Origin of the sequence: Exiguobacterium sp. LL15 (assembly GCF_024436095.1) — a bacterium.
Lineage (GTDB): Bacteria > Bacillota > Bacilli > Exiguobacteriales > Exiguobacteriaceae > Exiguobacterium_A > Exiguobacterium_A indicum.
Genome location: NZ_JANFNX010000001.1, coordinates 358,764 through 378,155, shown reverse-complemented (window position 1 = coordinate 378,155; position 19,392 = coordinate 358,764). Strand labels below are relative to the sequence as shown.

20 protein-coding genes are annotated in these 19,392 nt (G+C 41.6%); 7 read left to right on the top strand and 13 right to left on the bottom strand.

Going from position 1 to position 19,392, the window contains the following annotated elements; genetic code table 11:
- Positions 1 to 66 precede the first annotated feature (66 nt).
- Genes NOM72_RS01760 through NOM72_RS01730 form a run of 7 tightly spaced genes read left to right on the top strand, consistent with a single transcriptional unit; the run spans position 67 to position 6,395 of the window.
- Positions 67 to 1,908 carry a hypothetical protein gene (locus NOM72_RS01760; protein ID WP_255997570.1) on the top strand — a complete coding sequence of 614 codons (1,842 nt, stop codon included), beginning with the start codon at positions 67 to 69 and terminating at the stop codon, positions 1,906 to 1,908.
- Between the two features lie 11 nt (positions 1,909 to 1,919).
- Positions 1,920 to 2,210, top strand: a complete 291-nt coding sequence (locus tag NOM72_RS01755) for an EscU/YscU/HrcU family type III secretion system export apparatus switch protein (RefSeq protein WP_255997568.1) — start codon at positions 1,920 to 1,922, stop codon at positions 2,208 to 2,210.
- Positions 2,207 to 2,599 carry a flagellar export chaperone FliS gene (locus NOM72_RS01750; RefSeq protein ID WP_255997566.1) on the top strand — a complete coding sequence of 131 codons (393 nt, stop codon included), beginning with the start codon at positions 2,207 to 2,209 and terminating at the stop codon, positions 2,597 to 2,599. The genes NOM72_RS01755 and NOM72_RS01750 overlap by 4 nt, the downstream gene beginning before the upstream one ends.
- A complete protein-coding gene (locus NOM72_RS01745; protein ID WP_023469253.1) occupies positions 2,596 to 3,483 on the top strand; it encodes a flagellin N-terminal helical domain-containing protein in 888 nt (295 codons plus the stop codon). Before NOM72_RS01750 ends, NOM72_RS01745 begins: the two co-directional genes overlap by 4 nt.
- A gap of 16 nt (positions 3,484 to 3,499) precedes the next feature.
- Positions 3,500 to 3,940, top strand: coding sequence for a YaaR family protein (locus NOM72_RS01740; protein WP_255997563.1), 441 nt, complete (start codon positions 3,500 to 3,502; stop codon positions 3,938 to 3,940).
- Positions 3,941 to 3,964: 24 nt separating this feature from the next.
- The gene (locus NOM72_RS01735) at positions 3,965 to 4,633 is read left to right on the top strand and encodes a DUF2225 domain-containing protein (protein WP_255997561.1); all 669 of its coding nucleotides are present in this window, start codon (positions 3,965 to 3,967) and stop codon (positions 4,631 to 4,633) included.
- Between the two features lie 28 nt (positions 4,634 to 4,661).
- On the top strand, positions 4,662 to 6,395 hold the full coding sequence (locus NOM72_RS01730) for a GGDEF domain-containing protein (protein WP_255997559.1): 1,734 nt from the start codon (positions 4,662 to 4,664) through the stop codon (positions 6,393 to 6,395).
- Positions 6,396 to 6,433: 38 nt separating this feature from the next.
- Here the strand turns inward: NOM72_RS01730 and NOM72_RS01725 are convergent, their stop codons facing one another.
- The 13 genes from NOM72_RS01725 to NOM72_RS01665 all read right to left on the bottom strand — a co-directional run bounded on the left by NOM72_RS01725 (position 6,434) and on the right by NOM72_RS01665 (position 19,363).
- On the bottom strand, positions 6,434 to 6,610 hold the full coding sequence (locus tag NOM72_RS01725; RefSeq protein ID WP_023469257.1) for a hypothetical protein: 177 nt from the start codon (positions 6,608 to 6,610) through the stop codon (positions 6,434 to 6,436).
- A gap of 27 nt (positions 6,611 to 6,637) precedes the next feature.
- The gene (locus NOM72_RS01720; protein ID WP_255997557.1) at positions 6,638 to 6,991 is read right to left on the bottom strand and encodes a hypothetical protein; all 354 of its coding nucleotides are present in this window, start codon (positions 6,989 to 6,991) and stop codon (positions 6,638 to 6,640) included.
- On the bottom strand, positions 6,988 to 7,356 hold the full coding sequence (gene fliS / locus NOM72_RS01715; protein ID WP_023469259.1) for a flagellar export chaperone FliS: 369 nt from the start codon (positions 7,354 to 7,356) through the stop codon (positions 6,988 to 6,990). Before fliS ends, NOM72_RS01720 begins: the two co-directional genes overlap by 4 nt.
- A 12-nt stretch (positions 7,357 to 7,368) precedes the next feature.
- Positions 7,369 to 9,021, bottom strand: a complete 1,653-nt coding sequence (fliD, locus tag NOM72_RS01710) for a flagellar filament capping protein FliD (protein WP_055968961.1) — start codon at positions 9,019 to 9,021, stop codon at positions 7,369 to 7,371.
- Between the two features lie 21 nt (positions 9,022 to 9,042).
- Entirely contained in the window at positions 9,043 to 9,399 is a 357-nt protein-coding gene (locus NOM72_RS01705; RefSeq protein WP_055968964.1) for a flagellar protein FlaG, read from the bottom strand.
- A 137-nt stretch (positions 9,400 to 9,536) separates the two neighbouring features.
- Entirely contained in the window at positions 9,537 to 10,571 is a 1,035-nt protein-coding gene (gene pseI / locus NOM72_RS01700) for a pseudaminic acid synthase (RefSeq protein WP_255997554.1), read from the bottom strand.
- Positions 10,572 to 10,576: 5 nt separating this feature from the next.
- Positions 10,577 to 12,025, bottom strand: coding sequence for a bifunctional UDP-2,4-diacetamido-2,4,6-trideoxy-beta-L-altropyranose hydrolase/GNAT family N-acetyltransferase (locus tag NOM72_RS01695; RefSeq protein WP_255997545.1), 1,449 nt, complete (start codon positions 12,023 to 12,025; stop codon positions 10,577 to 10,579).
- A gap of 7 nt (positions 12,026 to 12,032) precedes the next feature.
- The gene (locus NOM72_RS01690; RefSeq protein WP_255997544.1) at positions 12,033 to 12,776 is read right to left on the bottom strand and encodes a cytidylyltransferase domain-containing protein; all 744 of its coding nucleotides are present in this window, start codon (positions 12,774 to 12,776) and stop codon (positions 12,033 to 12,035) included.
- A 9-nt stretch (positions 12,777 to 12,785) separates the two neighbouring features.
- A complete protein-coding gene (gene pseC, locus NOM72_RS01685; RefSeq protein ID WP_370688644.1) occupies positions 12,786 to 13,967 on the bottom strand; it encodes a UDP-4-amino-4,6-dideoxy-N-acetyl-beta-L-altrosamine transaminase in 1,182 nt (393 codons plus the stop codon).
- A gap of 16 nt (positions 13,968 to 13,983) precedes the next feature.
- Positions 13,984 to 14,952 carry a UDP-N-acetylglucosamine 4,6-dehydratase (inverting) gene (gene pseB, locus NOM72_RS01680; protein WP_255997540.1) on the bottom strand — a complete coding sequence of 323 codons (969 nt, stop codon included), beginning with the start codon at positions 14,950 to 14,952 and terminating at the stop codon, positions 13,984 to 13,986.
- Between the two features lie 50 nt (positions 14,953 to 15,002).
- Complete coding sequence (locus tag NOM72_RS01675) at positions 15,003 to 16,913, bottom strand: motility associated factor glycosyltransferase family protein (RefSeq protein ID WP_255997538.1); 1,911 nt, start codon at positions 16,911 to 16,913, stop codon at positions 15,003 to 15,005.
- A 146-nt stretch (positions 16,914 to 17,059) separates the two neighbouring features.
- Positions 17,060 to 17,884 (bottom strand): flagellin N-terminal helical domain-containing protein, encoded by an 825-nt coding sequence (locus tag NOM72_RS01670; protein ID WP_214746756.1) that lies wholly within the window; start codon positions 17,882 to 17,884, stop codon positions 17,060 to 17,062.
- Between the two features lie 216 nt (positions 17,885 to 18,100).
- The gene (locus NOM72_RS01665) at positions 18,101 to 19,363 is read right to left on the bottom strand and encodes a methyl-accepting chemotaxis protein (RefSeq protein ID WP_235504907.1); all 1,263 of its coding nucleotides are present in this window, start codon (positions 19,361 to 19,363) and stop codon (positions 18,101 to 18,103) included.
- Positions 19,364 to 19,392: the final 29 nt, after the last annotated feature.

Genomic DNA, 19,392 nt, shown 5'->3' with positions numbered 1-19,392 from the left:
TCAACCCTTTTTCGTTTCTGCCGATATATAATAAGATGATGTATTTTGAAAAAAGGAGGACGTTTGATGAATATCCAGTTGAATCCAGCTCGTTCGACGGTACCTGCCGGACAAACCGTTCTTTCGGAGACGAAGACATATAAAGGAACCGTCTTGGAACAAACGGGACCGCATACGGCGCTCGTTCAGGTCGGACGGGATAAAATCGAGATGACATTCACTGGAGATGTTCCGACAGGTGATTTCCAGTTTAAAGTAAAAGGTCAAACGGCAGAAGGCTATCTGATTGAACAGCTACCGGCTGTCTCAGGACCTGACGCTGAAACACCGTCCGCCGTCTCGATTCCGTCAAACGTCGATCCCGCTTTACTCGAAGGCGTGCCAGCAGAACTGAAACCGGCTGTCGCAAAACTCCTTGCGAGCGGTCAGTTGCCTCAAACACCGGAAGTCGTCGCCCAACTGGTCACGGCTTTACAAGGCAGCTACAAGGATCTTGTCCTTGAACTCGTCTCGCGTCCTGATAACTCCCTTCCACCGGAAGCGGAACTCTTGATCGATAGTCTGTTAGCGACGACCGAAGACTTTGTCGATGTCCTTCCGGAACGCGACGCCTTACGCAACCAACCGACATTCGAAAAAGCCGTTGCGCTTGACGTCGCCCGCGTCACCTTACCGACGCAGCGTGATATCGAAGACGCAACACCATTGCATATGCGTCAGTACATTGAACATTTGCCAGCGAAGGAACGTCCCGCACTCATTACAGCGCTTGAGCAAGGAGACGTCGAAACGGTCCGTAAACAACTGACACCTCACTTCCCGCAAGCTCCACTCGAGCCGAAGACGAGTGTCCGCGAACAATTGATCGGTCTGACGGCACGTGCCGCAAGTCCGGTCGAGCCCGCAACTGCGACGCGTTCAGCTCTGACTCTCGTCCGGGAGGTGACACCTCGCTTAGCGGAGGTGACGAACGACTTCAAGAGCCAACAGCGAACGATTGTGTCACAACTGCGACAAATCGAACCACTCGTCGAGTCCCGCCCGGTGCAAATGGTTGCTGTCATCGAAAGTACGGCACACCGCTTGAAGCAAATGTTCCAGCAAACGGACGCGATGTTGCATACGACGATGCGGGATGAAAAACAGTTGATCCACTTTTTATCGAAGCTCGAACGCGGTGCTGAACTCGCTTCCCTCGGTCGGGGAACAGAAGCGAAGGCACTACTGCAAGAAGTCCGGACGGGCTTTGAAGCCTTCCGCTACGCGCCAGCAAACGTCCGTCCGACCTATTTACCGGAATGGAACGCACCAAGCACACGAACGCCAAGCGACGCACCTGCAAAGCTCGTACCTTATGAGCCGAAACAAAACAGTCCGCGGGTTTTACAAGAAACGGTTCAAAAAGCACTGCAGCTGCAAAGCGCCGAGTTGAAGCTCGCTGCTCCGACTCTCAATCCGGAAGCTTCAAAGCTCCAATCGTTCTTAACGACGCAACAGCAAATCAATAAGCCTGACAATCAACAGCATTTGAATCAGATTCTTTTATCGCTTCCGGTACAGATCGTCGAAGCGACGGCCGGTCTTCATGTTCACCTTCAAAACAAGCGACCGGATGAAGTAATCGACTGGGAAAACAATACGTTGTACGTCCAGCTGAATACGAAACGCCTCGGGGATATTGGCGTACGTGTCGAAACCGTCAACCGGAAGATGCAAATCACAATTGAGAACGATTTCCCGATTCTCGAGCGACTCGCTGCACCGTTCCTTGAACGGACGACGGACGCCTTAGAAGCGACCGGTTATCAAGATGTCCGGATCCAGTTCCGACCGTTCACGAAGGAAGAACGACAAGACGTCGCCAAACAAAAGGATGAGACACCAAACGGGTATGATTACCGGATTTAAAGGAGGAAGCCATGTACCAGAAAATCGATTTGAAGCACCGGAAATCTGCTGCCGTTCTGCGTTACGATGAAGCGTCCGGACAAGCACCCGTCGTTGTTGCTCGCGCAACAGGACAAGCGGCAGACCGGATCTTACAGGAAGCACGCGCCAACGGAATCGCTATCGAACACGATACCTCGTTACTCGGTCATCTGCTCGATCTCGACCTTGGGACCGCGATTCCACCACAACTCTACGACGTCATGGCAGAACTCCTCTTATTGATCGAAGAACTGGACCACGCGAAAGGACGACAGACATGACAGAACAAGAACTGTATCAGATGACCCCACAACAATTGACGGAAAAAATGTTACAAGGACTCGTTTTCCAGTATGAACAAGCGATCACGGCGATTGAAGCAAAAACGTTTGATCACATGAATGAACGTCTTCAAAAAGCCTACGCGCTACTGACGAAGCTCTCAGAAGGACTGCATGACGACGGCGGAATTATCACGTCTCAACTCGAAGCGTTGTACTTCTACCTCGGTCAACAGACACTGCTTGCTTACACAGAACATCACGTGCTCACAGAAGCACTTTTTCTTGCTGAAGAACTGCTGGTTACATGGCAAGCAGCAAGTACAAATAAGCGCCCGCTCGCTCGGGCAGCCCATCATGCAGGATATGAAAGGATGGCATACGAATGAAAATCTCAAACAATGTCCAAGCACTAAAGGCGTATCGTAACCTGACGGCGAATCAATTGAGTATTAAGACGACGATGGACAAACTATCGAGTGGACAAAAAATCAATCGGGCTGCGGACGATGCAGCTGGTCTCGCTCTTTCTGAAAAGATGAGGAATCGCTTGCAAGCCCTCGATAAAGCGGAACAGAACGTCCTTGACGGAATCTCGATGGTACAAACGTTAGAAGGTGGTATGACTGAAACACATAGTCTCTTGCAACGGATGCGCGAACTTGCCGTCCAAGCAAGTAACGGAACACTTGCTCCTGAAGACCGTTCTTCACTTCAATCAGAAATTGACCAGTTGACGAATGAGGTGACGCGCATCGCGAAGACGACTCAGTTCAACGGAAAAGATATTTTGACGGGTGACTTCAGTGAAGGAAAGAATGCTATCTTCATTCAATCGAATGCTGGTGCAAATGAAGGAATTTCAATCACTGTAGAAGACATGCGTGCATTATCACTTGGAATCAGTACCACAGTACGCCCTTCACCAACAAGTGCACAGCTATCAGAGACAAGTGGTTCGATAGAATACTCACTGAGTGTAATGACTCGTGAAAGTGCTGATTCAGCTATTTCTTTATACACCAAAGCGATTGATAGTGTCTCCAATCAACGAGCAAAACTTGGGGCTATCCAAAATCGCTTCGAAGCAACAAACTCCGTCCTCGGAATAAGTCGTGAAAATCTGACAGCATCTGAGTCGCGAATTCGCGATACCGATATGGCACAAGAAATGATGGAGTATGCAAAATATAATATCCTCAACCAATCCGGTATGGCCATGATTGCGCAAGCGAACGCGTTACCACAAGGCGTCTTGCAACTACTCAACTAAGAAGGGAGTGTCAGTTATGGACATTCGCCGCATTCAAGAAACCCAACGGCTCCAGCTAGCTCGGTCCGGTACTCGGGAAGTCGAGGCATCGACGACCTTCTCTGCCTTAATGCAGGATAAACGAGAACATAAAGGTTATGAACGTCTTCAGCAAAAGTTACTGCTTGTTGAAGAACATGGTCAACTCCTCGCTGAGAGTCATACGATCGAAAACCTAGAGAGCTACAAGGAGAAGATCAAGGACTTCCTGAAGGATGCACTGGATCAGTCACAACAACTAGAAGAGAAACGCGGCTTCAATCGTCGCGGACGAACGAAAATCTATAAAGTCGTCGAACAAGTCGATACGAAACTATTGCAATTGACGGACACCGTCTTATCCGGAGAATCAAGACGACTTGATATTTTAGATCAAGTCGGTGAAATCAAAGGCATGCTTGTCAACGTCTTTGTCTAATCCGACAACACGAGGAGATTATCCATGCCTGAGTTATATTCAAAAAAATGTAAGTGTACGTATTGCTTAAAAGAAACAGAGACGAAGCGTGTCTTGTCGCGTCATATTCGGGTCGAGCGAACGGATTTTGATGGTTTCGTCCATTACCAAGGATCGAACCCCTACCTGTACGAACCGATTCAGTGCTCCCACTGCCGCTTCATCTTTCATGAGTCGTTTGAAAAGTTGCGGACGGACGTGCGTCAGACGCTCGAAGAGCAAATCTTGCCGACGCTCCCAGTATTACCGTTCGCAGCCACAGAACGAACGATTGAACAAGCTTTACAGTTGTATAAATTAGCACTCTATACCGCCCAAGTAACGGGACAAAAAGAAGCGATTCTTGCCATGCTCGGCGTCCGGATCGCTTGGATGTACCGGATACTCGGTGACGAAGCACAAGAATTGCAGTGGATGGAACGATCGGTCACGAAGTACGAAGCCCTGTATCTCAACTATACCGATGCGGTTCGTACCGGCATTCCCCACGATGTCCTGTTATTACGCATCAGTGATTTGTATGCTGTCTTAAAACGGACAGATGATGCAAAACAATGGTATGGTCTCATCTTCCAAAGTAAGATCGTGTCGGACCGGACAAAAAAAGAAGCACGGGAACATTGGGAATTGTACCGTGAAACACATAACGTCTAACGAAACTACATAAAAAGGAGGATCACGCATGCGGCACATGTCTTGCGTCCAGTGGTATGTCATCGTTACCTACATTGCCATTCTCGGATCAAGCTGGTTTCATGCTGGTCCGATTTTTGCTGTCTTCAGTACGATTGCTGGACTCCTCTACTGCTCATGGGTAGCTCGTTCGTCCGGTACGTTACCGATTATCCGGCGAGCAATCGAGTGGTTCACGATCGGTATCACCTTGAACTTTGCCTTCAGCTTCTTACCAACTGCCTGGCATCCACCGGAGCTCGATACCGTCGTCAACCTGACAATTACCGGCTTTTTTATCCTGACGGCACGGACATTCGCGAAACAGATTAATTGGACGACGGTCCGGCGCTTACCGCTTCTTTACGTCGACGGGATTTTACTCTTCGGTATGACATTCGTCTTCGGCTATACGATCATCTTACGGTATATACCGGATATTGCTCGTTCTTCCATTGAACTCGTTGGGATGAGCGGTTTTGCGCTTAGCTTTATCGCACAACTGTTCTTTTTCTTCTTACTTTATACAACCAGCTTGCACAGTACATCACATCGCTTACTGATTCGATCGATGCTTCTCTTCATCTTTGCAATTTTTGGTTACTATACGTTTTTCATCCGGGATCAGCTCGACATCGCCAGTTGGTTCTTCCCGTTGTATCCGGTCAGCTTATACGGTCTCTTGCATTATTATCGAAAAACACACTCGCCCGAAGCCTCTGAACGATGGACGATCTCGTATCTTCCCTACCTCAGTCTCTTAATCGTCGTCGGTGGGATCTCGTATGTGTCGATCCCATCTACCATCTACTGGAGTAGTCTCATTGGTTTCTTCTCGCTCTTTTTCGTACGCCAATTTTTCTCCGAGCGTCAAAACACACTACTCTTGCGTGAGTTGGGCCTCTCGGAAAATGAGTTGTTGCAACGCGTCAACGAAAAAACGGAGCGCCTGGAACTGCGAAAGGAAGAGTACCGACGGCTATTTTTGAATCATCCGTACCCAATCGTTCGGATGGATGCCAACGGTCATGAAAAAGCGATGAATCCGATTGCGGAACAGTACTTTCCTGCCGGACAGCTTCCGGATCAACTGATGGAACAGATCGTTCCGATCAGTTGGCAAGGAACACCAATCGAACATCAACTAATGCAACTCGACGACGGGCGCGCTTTTGAAGTGACCGTCATTTCGATTCCGCGCGAGCATGACTTCTACATCATCTTAGCGGACCGAACACATGCTTTGACAGAAGAACGGATGCTACGTTCGCTCGGATACCAGGACGCGCTCACTGGATTACCGAATCGTCGTTACTTCGAGGAAGTTCTATCAAATGAATTACCACATTGGCAAGAAGGATCGTTATTGTTCATCGACTTAGATGGCTTTAAAGACATCAATGATCAGTTCGGTCATGACGCGGGGGACTTCGTTCTACAAGAGACCGCAAGACGGCTAGAAGCGAACCTACAGGAAGCGGAGATGGCAGCACGGCTTGGCGGTGACGAATTCATCGTCTTCTTGCATCGGAATCGAGCGGACACGATCCATTACGCAGAAAGTATTCTCAAGCATCTGAATGAGGTATTTCTTTATCAAGCGCAGACGATGCACGTCACGCCTTCGATCGGGATCGCACGTTACCCGGAAGATGGAACGACGACGAGTCTTCTACTGATTCGTGCTGACGAAGCGATGTACACCGTTAAACAAGCAGACAAAAATGCCTATCGCTTCAAATAAAAAGAACGGAATCCGCAGATTCCGTTCTTTTTATCGTGTCATGATTCACGGCGATACTTTTCTTCCTCATACACATCCGGTTGTTCCGAAATCGGACGCTCGAGCGCTTCCCACGATTCGGTCTCGACATCCGGTTCAATGAACTGATCATACGAACCGTCCGATTGGAAATAGGTTTGTGGGACACGGCGTTTACCCTGCTCTTGTTTCTTCACGAAAGATTCCTCCCTCACGCAAAAACATTACTGACGCGAATCAAAATACGGTGAAATCGTACCCTCGACCTCTTCATAGGGGTCAACATAAGACCGACGATTTGTTTGTTTCTTTCGAATGTGACCTAATTGTAATCCTAATTTAGCTGTTTCAGCAGATAATTTCAAGTCAATTTGTCGACTATCATCAACTAGCTCCTGAATGATCGTTTGATTGGCTTCAGCCAACAAGTTAGAATGTGCTGCAATAAACGCTTCGCGTTCATCAAGTAAATGTTGAATCTTATTGATCCAGTCATCATAACTTTCATCGTTAGGTATTTGATCAAGTAATTCCATTAGTCGTTTCGTCTTGAGGCGAAGCGGATCAAGCGGGCTCATCGTTGCTTCGCGAGTTTCATCGCTTCTTTCCAAGTCTCACGGAATTCTTCTGCAAATCCAATGACTTCATCAATCGCAACGATATCATTCTTGATATTCGCATCGATTAATCGTACTTGCATATAATCGTATAAAGCATTTAAATCTTTTGACAGTGCAATCGACTGATTAAGCGTCAATTGAAGTTCACTGATGATCGCTTGCGCCTTTTGAATATTTGTATTTTTTTGTTCAATCATTCCTTGTTCAATTGCTTGCTTTGAAAGCATCGAAAATTTAATCAACCCTTCGTATAACATAAGCGTTAAATCTTGAGGTAACGCAGTAGTTACTGAGTTTGTTTGATAGGATGCGTATGGGTTCATCTAATTCTCTCCTTACTGTCCTAAATAGGAAGCTAACGATGCAGATTGGCTATTCGCCTGATTCATTGCTTTCTCCATAGCTGCAAAACGACGATAATATGAATTTTCTTTAGTGGTCAACATATCATTTAATCTTTTAATTCGTGAATCCATTTCAGTCATTTCACGTCCCATGGAATACGTAGGAGATCCAGCCCCTTCGAAACCAGCAATACGTGTAATATTAGTTCGTGCGTCAGCAGCTGCATCGCGTATTTGAGGAAGTAGACCTTTTTCTGGATTCGTAAATAATTGATAAACCTCTTCAGGATTGCGTTCAATCGCAGCTTTCAATTTTTCTTCATCTAATTCAATTTTGCCGCCATTCGTAAAATCAGCACCTGTCGCTAAACCGATTTGATACAGTTGGCTCGCTTCTTTACTGTTTGTCGTTGCTGTAGATGAAGTCCATTTTCCTCTTAACGAGTCCATGGCACCTCGAACGATCGTATCACTTTTGAGCATGCCACTCATTGCTTTCTCTTCCCATTTTTTTATCTCGTCTTCAGACAGTTCATCTCTTTGGGCTTTTGTTAAAGGCGTAAAGGTACGATAGCGCTCTTCACGTGTTTTCTTGTTCATCAAATCAATCGTTTCATTATACTTATCAACGAAACCTTTGATATTATCAAAAATCTTTTGAGTATCAGTCGCTGAAGATAAATTTACTGCCTTTCCATCTGTAAATGCTGATTTCAGTGAAATCGTCAGATTATCGATGGTGAAGGTATTTGATGATTGAATTAAATCAATACCATTGACCTTCACTAATGCATCTTTTCCAGCAGTATTCGATGGTAAATTGAATAATGTTTTCGAGGCACTATCCGTGAATTCAATAATTGAAGAAGACCCTGTCGACTTCCCAGTAATGGATATTTTTCCTGATGCCTCATCAAAGAACGCACTGACACCCGTTTTAGCTCCGTTTAAAGCACTAATCACATCTTTAAATGTAGCACCTTGATCAAGAAAAACAGTTTGTGGCTGTCCCGTAGAAGAAGTACGCAATTGTATTTGATACCCAGCTTCATACTGAACAGTTGCTCCTTCCGGAATAACGACTCCATCATCAAATGTTATTTTCCCAGTCGAAGCATCAAATGTATGAGCAAGTGTCAACGTATTACCATCCTTATCCTTAAAAGAAGGAGCATTGTTTGGTAAAGGCTTAATGGTAATCTCCTTTGCCGAAGTAGATAATACCTGACTTCTTTTTCCGACATCCAATCCTAGTGTAGAAACTGCTGTCGTATTTTTAACAGCACTTCCTCCATTACTCACTGTTGCTACATGCGATGGTGATGTTGCTAATTGTGTGACAGAATCAATTGAGATAGCGGTATTTCCACTAGATGGTCCACTGACGACCGTAGCTTTACTTTCATCTGAAGAAGTCGCCTTTTTAGCATAAAAGTTACGACTAAATATCAAATCAACTGCACTACTACGCAAAGTCAAGAGAGAGCGGTTAATTTCACGATAAGCATCTCGTTTCCATTCCGTCACTTGCTTTTTCTGCTCTAAGCGATCGACTGGCACACGCTCCGCCTGCATTAACTGCTTGATTACACTATCAGTATCAATTCCACTTGCTAAACCACCGAATCGAATAGGTGATGACATAGTACTCCTCCTTTTGATGTGTTAAATTCGCTGATCAAAAAGATGATTAAATTCCATGAAAGCAGCAAAAAAATCTAATGATTTCTTACTAGGAATTTCACGAATCACTTCATTTTTTGAATCAACAATTTGAATATAGTAATCGTTTAATTTTTCATGTTTTACGAATTTCAATCCAGTACGTTGCTGTTCCAATACGCTGTTCGCTTTTTCCACTGCTGTTTCTAGTTTTGTAATATGCTGTGGAGTAGGCAACACGACGACTCCTTCTTCAGCGAGTCGATCCTGATTTGCCTCAACGAACACATTTTTAGTTTGTTCATAAGGTAAAACGGAAGACGGTAAATGGAGCCTTACTTCAGATAAGGTCGGATTCATAGATTTCTCCCTCACGTTTTTATTCTCATGTTTTATATCGACCAAAATGTATTTTTTTTTAGTTTTCTTTTTTGTTCTCTAAATCGTTAAAAATAAAAAAGAGGTAAAACATACCTCTTAAAAAATATTAATTCTATTTAATTTATTTGATCCCATTGAAGAGGAGTTCCACGTTCGATATCATATCGCGCTGTTTTTCCCATGATAGAAATCATATACTTAGGGGGTAATCCATGTCCCGGTCGAATTGATTTCACATGCTCTTTTGTAAAAGCTTCGCCTGCTTTTATATCTTTTACGACAAAAAGAGATCGTGAAAAATTACGATTTTTCACCTTTTTTTCATTTAGTTGGTAGTCTATTTTCCCTAATGATGCTTCTGCATCACGCACAGCATCAACCATTGCCTTAAACTCTTGTGGATCAAGAGAAAACGAAGCATCTGGTCCTCCGATTGCTTTATCAAGAATAAAATGCTTTTCAATTACTTTAGCACCTAATGTCGTCGCAACAACTGGTGCTATGATCCCTAATGTATGATCTGACAATCCGACTTCCACATCAAATGTTGCTTTCATGTTCTGCATAGTTTTTAAATTCGCTTCTTCAATTTTAGCAGGATAAGACGAAGTACATTTTAATAAAATAATTTCTTCATTACCAGCTCGTTTGCAAGCAGCTATCGCCTCGTCAATTTCTTGCATCGTCGCAATACCAGTCGAGATGATGACTGGTTTTTGTTTAGAAGCAACATATTCAATAAGAGGTACATCCGTAATTTCAAACGATGCAATTTTATATGCGGGCACGTTGAGACTTTCTAAAAAATCTACGGCAGAAGAATCAAAAGGACTTGAAAAACAAATAATTCCTATCTCTTTGGCATAATCCATTAACTCCTTATGCCATTCCCATGGCGTGTACGCTTCTTTATATAAATCGTACAGCGTTCTTCCGTCCCAAATCGTTCCTTGATTTAATTGAAAATATTGATTAGAGCAATCAATCGTGATTGTATCGGGTGTGTATGTTTGTAATTTAATCGCATCTGCTCCTGCTTCTTTCGCTGCCATCATTGTCTTTTTTGCAATTTGAATGTCATTTCCATGATTTGCAGATAGTTCAGCAATGATAAATACGCCATTTGAAATATCTTTATTCGCAATCTTCATTAGTCTTATCCCCTAATCTCGTACGTATATTGAGAAGCACCATTTAAAATTGATTGTGCAAATGATCGTTTGAAACCAACTCTTTCAAAAGTTTTTATAGATGCTTTGTTTTCATCTGAAATCCAAGCAAATACTTGTGAAACATTAGGAAATTTTTGCTGGAGGTAATCTATACTTTGGTAAATGAGAGTTTTGCTTAATCCTTTACCTAAAATAGATTGAGCTAGACTAATACTAATTGTTGCTGATTTATCATTAATTTCATATCTTATTTGACCTACTAATTGATCAAACTCGTCAATAACTACTAAAAACAAATGAGTTTTAGAATTTATTGTTTCTTTGAACCACTGGATATGAGATTCCCATTCAATTGGTCGAGCATTCAAAGAATATTTTCGAACATACTCTTGATTAGATAGTTCAAAAACAAAAGCACAATCGCTTTCTTTCGCAGTTCTAATACTTAGTCGATGACTAGTTACTTCTTCGTAACATAAAGCATTAATAATTCGTTCTGAACCTAGTCCATCTATCAATCCATCTAGTCGTTCCATGATTTTTTTACGAAATGGTATCGAAAACATCCGCTGCAATTCTATCTCAAATTTCTCAGAAAATTTTTCCTCTTCCCAACAAAGTATCGTTTGAATGAGTTGTTTATTTCTTAATGAGCTTAGATTTCCTCTTTGATTATCTGCGATTTGTATCGGAATGAATGGTGTAGAGGTTGCAATCAATTCGTAAATAGTTTGCCCGGCTGCAGTAATTGCAAAATCCGAAGCAATCATTAATTTTTGCATTTCGTGACTCGATAAATAATTATGTAAAACGATATTCCTATATTCCTGAATCAATCCTTCTCCGAAATGCGACGAATCTAAATTCCCTAACACAATATTAATTTTACATTCCGGATAAATTTCGTTGATTTTTTTTAATATCGTTCGAATTAATTCTATTTGATTCGTTCCACCCATCGTTAATAGAATTTCATTAGTCTTCTGAACATGCTTTTTGTTGGCAATTGATTTATAAGCGTCTCTTAATATAATGTATTTGCTACCCATTAGCAGATCTCTAGTTTCTTTTGTAGCTTGAAGAGAGGCCCTTACAACAATTCCTTTAGGATATTCAATTCTTGACGTATCGTCTAGGTATAATACTTTTTTTGAATGTTCACTAACGAATTGACAGACTTGTTTTGAAGCAATATATGAATCCACAATATAATGAACAGATGTTTGAATATTATTTCTTAGATATTCGAAAGAAGTCCAATCAACAATGGAATAATTTCGATTCTGTAAAATATCGATAGTAAGAAGTTCACTATTAATAATCATTTCGACATCAATTTTCCTTTTTACTAATTCATCATATAGTGAACTGCACCTCGAAAGATGTCCATAACCAGTTTTCTTTCCTCCCTCAGTCAGAATTACGACCTTCATTTCCATCTCATCCTTTTGATTTAATTTCTTTTTGTTGAATATGCATATTAATATCATTCAACTTCTTTTCTTGCTTAAAAATTTCTAAAATATCATTTAGATAGAAGTCGTGTTTTCCATAATAAAGCCGTTCATAGATTTCGTTAATTAGTTTAAAATCTTCTGGAGTATCTAATGTCCATCTGTACATAGAGTAGTTAACTGGATTCTTCAGCAATTCTACTTTTGAAATATGTTCGTACATAAATGGTGTTACATGTTCACGTTGGTAATCAAAATCGGCTTTCTCAAAAGCCTGTTGTAATGCTTGAAAAGAAAAAATTTCTGCATCTAATCCCCTAGGAAAAGTCCTATCTTCGACTTTTTTACCAACATTCGTAGCGATTTCGCAATTTGATTCATGATATTTACGGACTAATTCATTCAAAACAATAGGATCAACTAAAGGGCAATCCGAAGTAATCCTAACGATATGATCAGCATCACTTGATACTGCAGCTTGGTAGTAACGTTCTAGTACGTTTTCAGAACTTCCACGAAATACCTTTACCCCATAACGTTTAGCTTCTACTTCCACTACATCATCTTCTTTTAAAATTGTAGTTGCTACAATAATTTCATCTATTTCTCTCGATTGTTGTACGCGTTCAATCACATGATTCAAAACCGTCTTCTCTTTTAACTTCATCATGATTTTTCCAGGTAATCGTGTTGATCCCATTCTCGCTTGAATGATTGCTACTGTTTTCATCAGGTCTCTTCACTTTCTATACTGATTCAGAATTTTTATAACTGCGGTAATGACATCATTAATATCATCTACACTCATTTTAGGAAAAAGTGGAAGTGTCAAAATTTCTTCGTATAATTTCTCAGCAACTGGATATGTCTCTTTACCGTACCCAAGTTGCTGATAGTAAGGCATCTTGTGAACAGGGATATAATGAACGTTGACCCCGATATTTTCTTTCATCAGCTCTTCGTAGATCACTTTTCTAGAAACTTTCATCTTTTCTGTTTGAAGTCGAATGATGTATAAATGCCAACTTGAATCACCGTCAGGATGTTGAGCAGGAATACGAATCTCATCCCTACTTTCAAATGCTTCATTATATAAAGAAACATAATGTTTTCTTCTCGATAAGAAGTGGTCTATCTTTTTTAATTGATTTGCTCCAAGAGCTGCTTGTATATCTGTCATTCGATAATTGAAACCTAAAGACTGCATTTCATAGTACCAAGGCCCATGAGATTCGGTCATTAACTGCTGATCCTTGATAATGCCATGTGAACGGAATTGTAATAATTTTTGATAATAGACGTCATCGTTAGTCGTAATGACACCACCCTCACCCGACGTGACGTGCTTTACCGGATGGAAGCTAAACATCGTCATATCACTTAATCCACCAATGCGCTTCTTTTTATACGAAGCACCTAACGCATGTGCAGCATCTTCAATAACGATTAAGTTGTGTTCTTGAGCGAGACGATGAATTTCATCCAACTCAGCTGGTTGTCCGGTAAAATGGACTGGAATGATCGCTTTCGTTTTTGAGGTGATTTTTTCTTCAATTTGCTTAGGATCTATATTGTAGGTACTATCATCGATATCAGCAAATACTGGAGTTCCTCCCTGATAGAGTACACAATTCGCACTGGCAGCGAACGTCATCGGGGTCGTGATGACTTCATCCCCCTCTTGAATTCCTGCCGCAAAGCATGCGCCATGTAAAGCTGCCGTTCCATTTGAAAAAGAAACTGCATACTTTGCGCCGACATAATGAGCAACCGCTTCTTCAAACTCCAATATGGCAGGTCCTGTTGTCAGAAAATCACTTTTTAATATCTTTACGACAGCCTCGATATCATCATCTTCAATCCATTGTCTACCATAAGGTAAAAATGTATCTCTTACTGGCGCTTGACTCACTGTAAACATCCCCCCATCAAACTATTCAGTCTGTCACCAATGCCCGTAGCTCTTCTACACTCAACCAATCATCATTCACATTACTTATGTAAGTAAAACCCTCTGGAAGAGATGTGCCGCCATTCATATGTTCATTACTCCACCATGGGAATTCTGGTTGAATTACAAAATGGTCCGCATACTCTAGTGTATGGCGAGCATCATCTTCGGTAATCATTGCCTCATGCAATTTTTCTCCAGGTCGAATACCTACGATTTCAGTAGCACATTCCGGTGCAATCGCTTTAGCTAAATCGAGGATATTCATACTTGGGATTTTAGGAATGAAGATTTCCCCACCTTTCATGCGTTCTAGACTATCAATCACGAATTGTACACCTTGATCTAAAGTAATCCAAAAGCGTGTCATGCGCTCATCGGTAACCGGAATGACCGTCGCTCCATCCTCTTTCAATTTTTTAAAGAACGGCACCACGCTACCTCGGCTACCAACTACATTTCCATAGCGAACTACAGAAAAGCGAGTTTCTTTATCCCCAGCATATGAATTCCCAGCAACGAACAATTTATCAGAAGCTAATTTCGTCGCACCATATAGGTTGATTGGACTCGCCGCTTTATCTGTACTTAAAGCAATGACCTTTTTTACACCACGATCAATAGCAGCTTCTATGATATTCTGTGCTCCATGAATATTTGTCTTAACTGCCTCGAATGGATTATATTCGCATGCTCCGACATGTTTTAATGCTGCAGCATGGATAACAATATCGACGCCATCAAAAGCACGATATAAGCGATCCTTGTCTCGGACATCTCCGATGAAAAAGCGAACTCTCGGATCCGTAAATTCCTGAGCCATTTCATACTGTTTTAATTCGTCACGACTAAAGACAATCACTTTTTTTACATTTTGTTTAAGTACTGACGCTATAAACCTTTTACCAAATGAACCTGTTCCACCTGTAACTAATATCGTCTGATTCGTAAACATTTTTAAATACTTCCTCTCTCATGCAAAAATGCATCAGTTAAATATTTTTGTTACCTTATCGTTTCTACACATGTTTGCTTAATGGTATAAAGTTGATTTTCTAGTTCTTGAATCGATTCAACCATCCGTGACAAAATAGAAAGACGCATTGCGCTTGTCCGATTATATCGATTATGAATTTTTATTTTGTTTTGAATGATTAACAAATTAACTAGTTGCAGCGGCATTATATGTGTACGGAAAAAAGGAGCCTCAATCATCGCATCCCAATCAAGTAGTATTTTTTCAAATTCATCTACGGTTACTGCTTTTTTATACATGGTACGCTTCAATCGTTTTTCGAGTGTTTGTAAGCGTTTCAAAATACTATCTAATAAACCTTGAACATACTGGATTGATGCGTCCAGTTCTAAAATATTCTTGTTATCCACTTTTTTTAGGTTGCGTTTTTTGATTAAATTTGTTTGTAATGATTTAAGTGATTGATAGGGTACACCTTCAATAAGGGCACCTTTTTCCGCAAAGTTAACTAATTTTTCTGATAAGCCACAGTTTAATTTGATTAAAGCTTGATATCCACTTAAAAATCCAAATAAGATTGGTGTCGTCTTTCCCATCTGACCATTATTTAAAGGAACATCGTATAACGTTTCATGCATTTGGCCATCTGTAGAAGAAACCTGTTTAACAGAAGCACTATAATATTCGCCTTTCCTTAATGCTAAATCCTGTCCAATTAATCCAATAGAATCAAATCCTAAATAATTTGCAAAGGCAACTGCTGCTAATGCCACAGTAGGGTAAGAGGTAAATGATGTTTTTGAATACGCCAACAATTCTTGTGATATTTGTGAATCTGCATATGGAATCAACAGCCCTTTTGCACGTTGTGGTATCTGATGGTTTACTTGTAACGAATAAACTAATGGGACATCTAATTCAATGTCTTTAAAGAAGTGAGCATTTGCTTCTCCTGCATCAATCGAAACTACAAAATCAGGACGAATTCCATGTTCATACAATACTTTTACCGTCTGACCAATCGCAATAATGTAATATGCGTTCTGTGCTTGTTTAAGATATGGAATAGCTTCTTCTAATGAAGGTCCCCCTGCGATCATCAAAGCATTACTTCCTATATATTGATGTTTCAAACAGCTAACATCTAAAATATAATCTGATTTTCCACTTAAGTACTTAGCATTTCGAAACGATTCTTGATACCAACTTTCTGTATATACTTTTCGTGTCGTTAAATTGATTAAGCTTTCTCCCAAATAGTTTCTAACCAATTTTAAAAGTTCAAGCAATACTTGGGTATCTTTGTAAAGAGGATGTTTGATGACTTCCGTTTTCAAACCAACAAAGGATTGAAACTTTGATTGCAATAACATCTTACTATCGTCTTTTGAATCAAGAAACGATAGTACCGTATCGGTTTTCACATTCGAAGGTAAGTTGAATGGATCGATTGTAAGAACATGATAACTTTTTAACAACTCTTTATGAATCATTCCACTTCCATATCCTAAAAGAATGATTGCTTCTGTATCATCATTAATTTCTAATTGTAATTGCTTTAAAGTTGACGTTGTTTCATTTATAAAGTAATAACTGTCGTCATGTTGCTTCACAAGAGCCATTTCATTCTCGTGATATCGAAACGGATAGACGATTTGCTTCTGATGTTCAACTGCTAATAACGATTCGTATTCTGTAATTAATAATTGTAAATTATCGTAGACTACATTAGCATACAATGGTAAATTTTTTTTCTTTATAGATTGAAGATCCAACATATTTTCCGCCGTTCTAATACCATTAGAATGAATACTTTCCCCAAACAGCCGAATCATTTCAACAATTTCGTCGAATAAATCCCATTCTTCGTTTTCACCAAGTACGGAAATCTGATTCGAAATATCTCGAAGCTCTTTTACTATGTTCTGTAATTGTGACATAAGTAACTCCTTTATTTTTCAAAAAATATATCCATATATAGTATACATTTTCAATGTATGAATATCGATAGACTAACAATTTTATAAAAAAAAGGGAGACAGACATAATGTCTGCACCCTCTTTTTTAAACGGATCAAAGTTATGATTAACGTAACAACTGAAGTACAGCTTGTGGCTGTTGGTTTGCTTGAGCAAGCATAGCTTGAGCAGCTTGGTTCAAAATGTTGTTTTTCGTGAAACTCATCATCTCTTTAGCCATATCCACGTCGCGTACACGTGATTCAGCAGCTTGGAGGTTTTCAGATCCAACATTTAAGTTGTTGATTGTATGTTCAAGACGGTTTTGTGTTGCACCGAGTCTAGAACGTTCAGAAGAAACAGTTTTAATCGCAGTATTAACTGTAGTGATAGCAGCATCAGCACCTGCTTGAGTAGAAATATCAACTGCATCTACACCTAAACCAGTCGCTGTCATATTTGAAATTTTCAATTCGATGTTTTGAGTAGCGTTAGCACCGATGTGGAACTTAAGACCAGAACCAGATGCTGAGAAACCACCGCTCATAAGTGTTTTTGTATTGAATTCTGTGTTGTTTGCAATCCGTGAAACTTCACTTGTGAGTTCTGCTACTTCTTTTTGAAGCTCAGCACGGTCTTCATTTGTGTTCGTATCGTTTGATGATTGAACAGAAAGTTCACGCATCCGTTGAAGAATCGAATGTGTCTCGTTCAAAGCGCCTTCAGCTGTTTGAATGAGTGAGATACCGTCCTGTGCGTTACGCGAAGCTTGATCCAAACCACGAATCTGACCACGCATTTTTTCAGAGATTGCAAGACCAGCTGCATCATCTCCAGCACGGTTGATACGAAGACCTGAAGAAAGTTTCTCCATTGATTTCCCAGAGTTGACTGTGTTAGCTGTCATGTTACGGTGCGCGTTCATTGCATTAAGGTTGTGATTGATAATCATTGTAATTTCCCTCCATAGGATAAGTTTTTTGTCTCTTCGAAGATCCGTCTTCTCCGAGATGTGCCCCCTGGCCGGCCCAAGGGCGACACGGTAGAATTAGTCGATGACTGCTTCCACCCTATATATCGTCGTTCTCCCGAAATGTTTAATGCTTTTTTCAAAAAAATCCAAAAAAAATCATACATCCTGTTTTTAGGATGTATGATTTCTCATCAATCAGAGACGCGTTGCTCCTGTCTCTTCCTGTAATTGCTCCGCCACCGCAACTAGTTCTTCCATCGCGCCATTCACTTCACCAAGTGAAGCCGCTTGATGGCTCGATGCCTGTAAGACTTGCTCTGCGTGTTTTGATGCTTCCTCGACCATCGCGAGGATATTCGCTGTTGTCAGACCGACTTGATCAATTTCTTGATCGGATTTGACGACGAGTTGGTCAACTGATTTCACGCGTGAGTAGACATGCTCCGTCGAATGATGAATCTCTTCAAATGATGAACCAGCTTGTTCGACGAGTCCGACACCTGTCGCGACTTCATTTTGGACATCCGTCATCGCGTTCGCCGTATCATTGACGAGACGTTTGACACCTGAAATCAAATCCGTGATCTCTTTTGCTGATGTTGCAGTTTGTTCTGCGAGCTTCTTAACTTCTGCTGCAACGACAGCAAATCCACGCCCTGCTTCACCCGCACGTGCCGCTTCAATCGAAGCATTCAAGCTGAGTAAGTTCGTCTGAGCAGAAATATCACTGATGACATCTGTGATGCGCGAGATTTCTCCAGTCATGTCCGTCAATCGACCGTTGAGCGTCGCTGACTGCTCCATCTTCTTCGAAATCATATGCATCGCTTCGACCGAATCCGTCGCAAGCGTTTTCCCGTTCTGCGCTTCCGTCTGCATGACTGTTGCTGATTTCAACGCTTCGTTCATTTCTGCTGCGACTTCATCCATCGTCCGCTTGACCGCACCGAGTGCATCCATCGATAGGTAAGCTTGATCGACGTTTTCGTTCATTTTTGCGGATAGTTCCGCCATCGCCGAGCGAATGCTTTCGCCAGACGCGTTGCCTTCTTGCACAGCTGCTGCGATTTCTTGCGCTGAAGCCGTCAGTTTATCGCTTGAGCTCCCCATCTGTGTTGCTTGTTTGCGGATATGTAGGACCATTACTTCGAGCTCATGCATGAGCTGATCGACTTCATCTCCACGTTTCGCTTCTTCAAAATCAACATCGAAGTTGCCGTTTGCGACTTCGCGTGCTGTCTCAGTCGCCTTTTCGATCGCTTTGATCGGTTGACGGAGAATGAGTTGTGTCAACGTCGTTCCAATCAATGAGAGGAGAAGACCGATACCGGCTCCGACCCAGATCGCATTCGTATCCGCGACATCGAGCCCTCGGTGTAGATATAAGACGAGTTGTGCTGAGATACCACTTGTGACGGCTGAGATCACCAATACCCAAAAGAACAATCGTAACTTCAAGTTTCTTCGAAATCTTTTCATAACTGCGA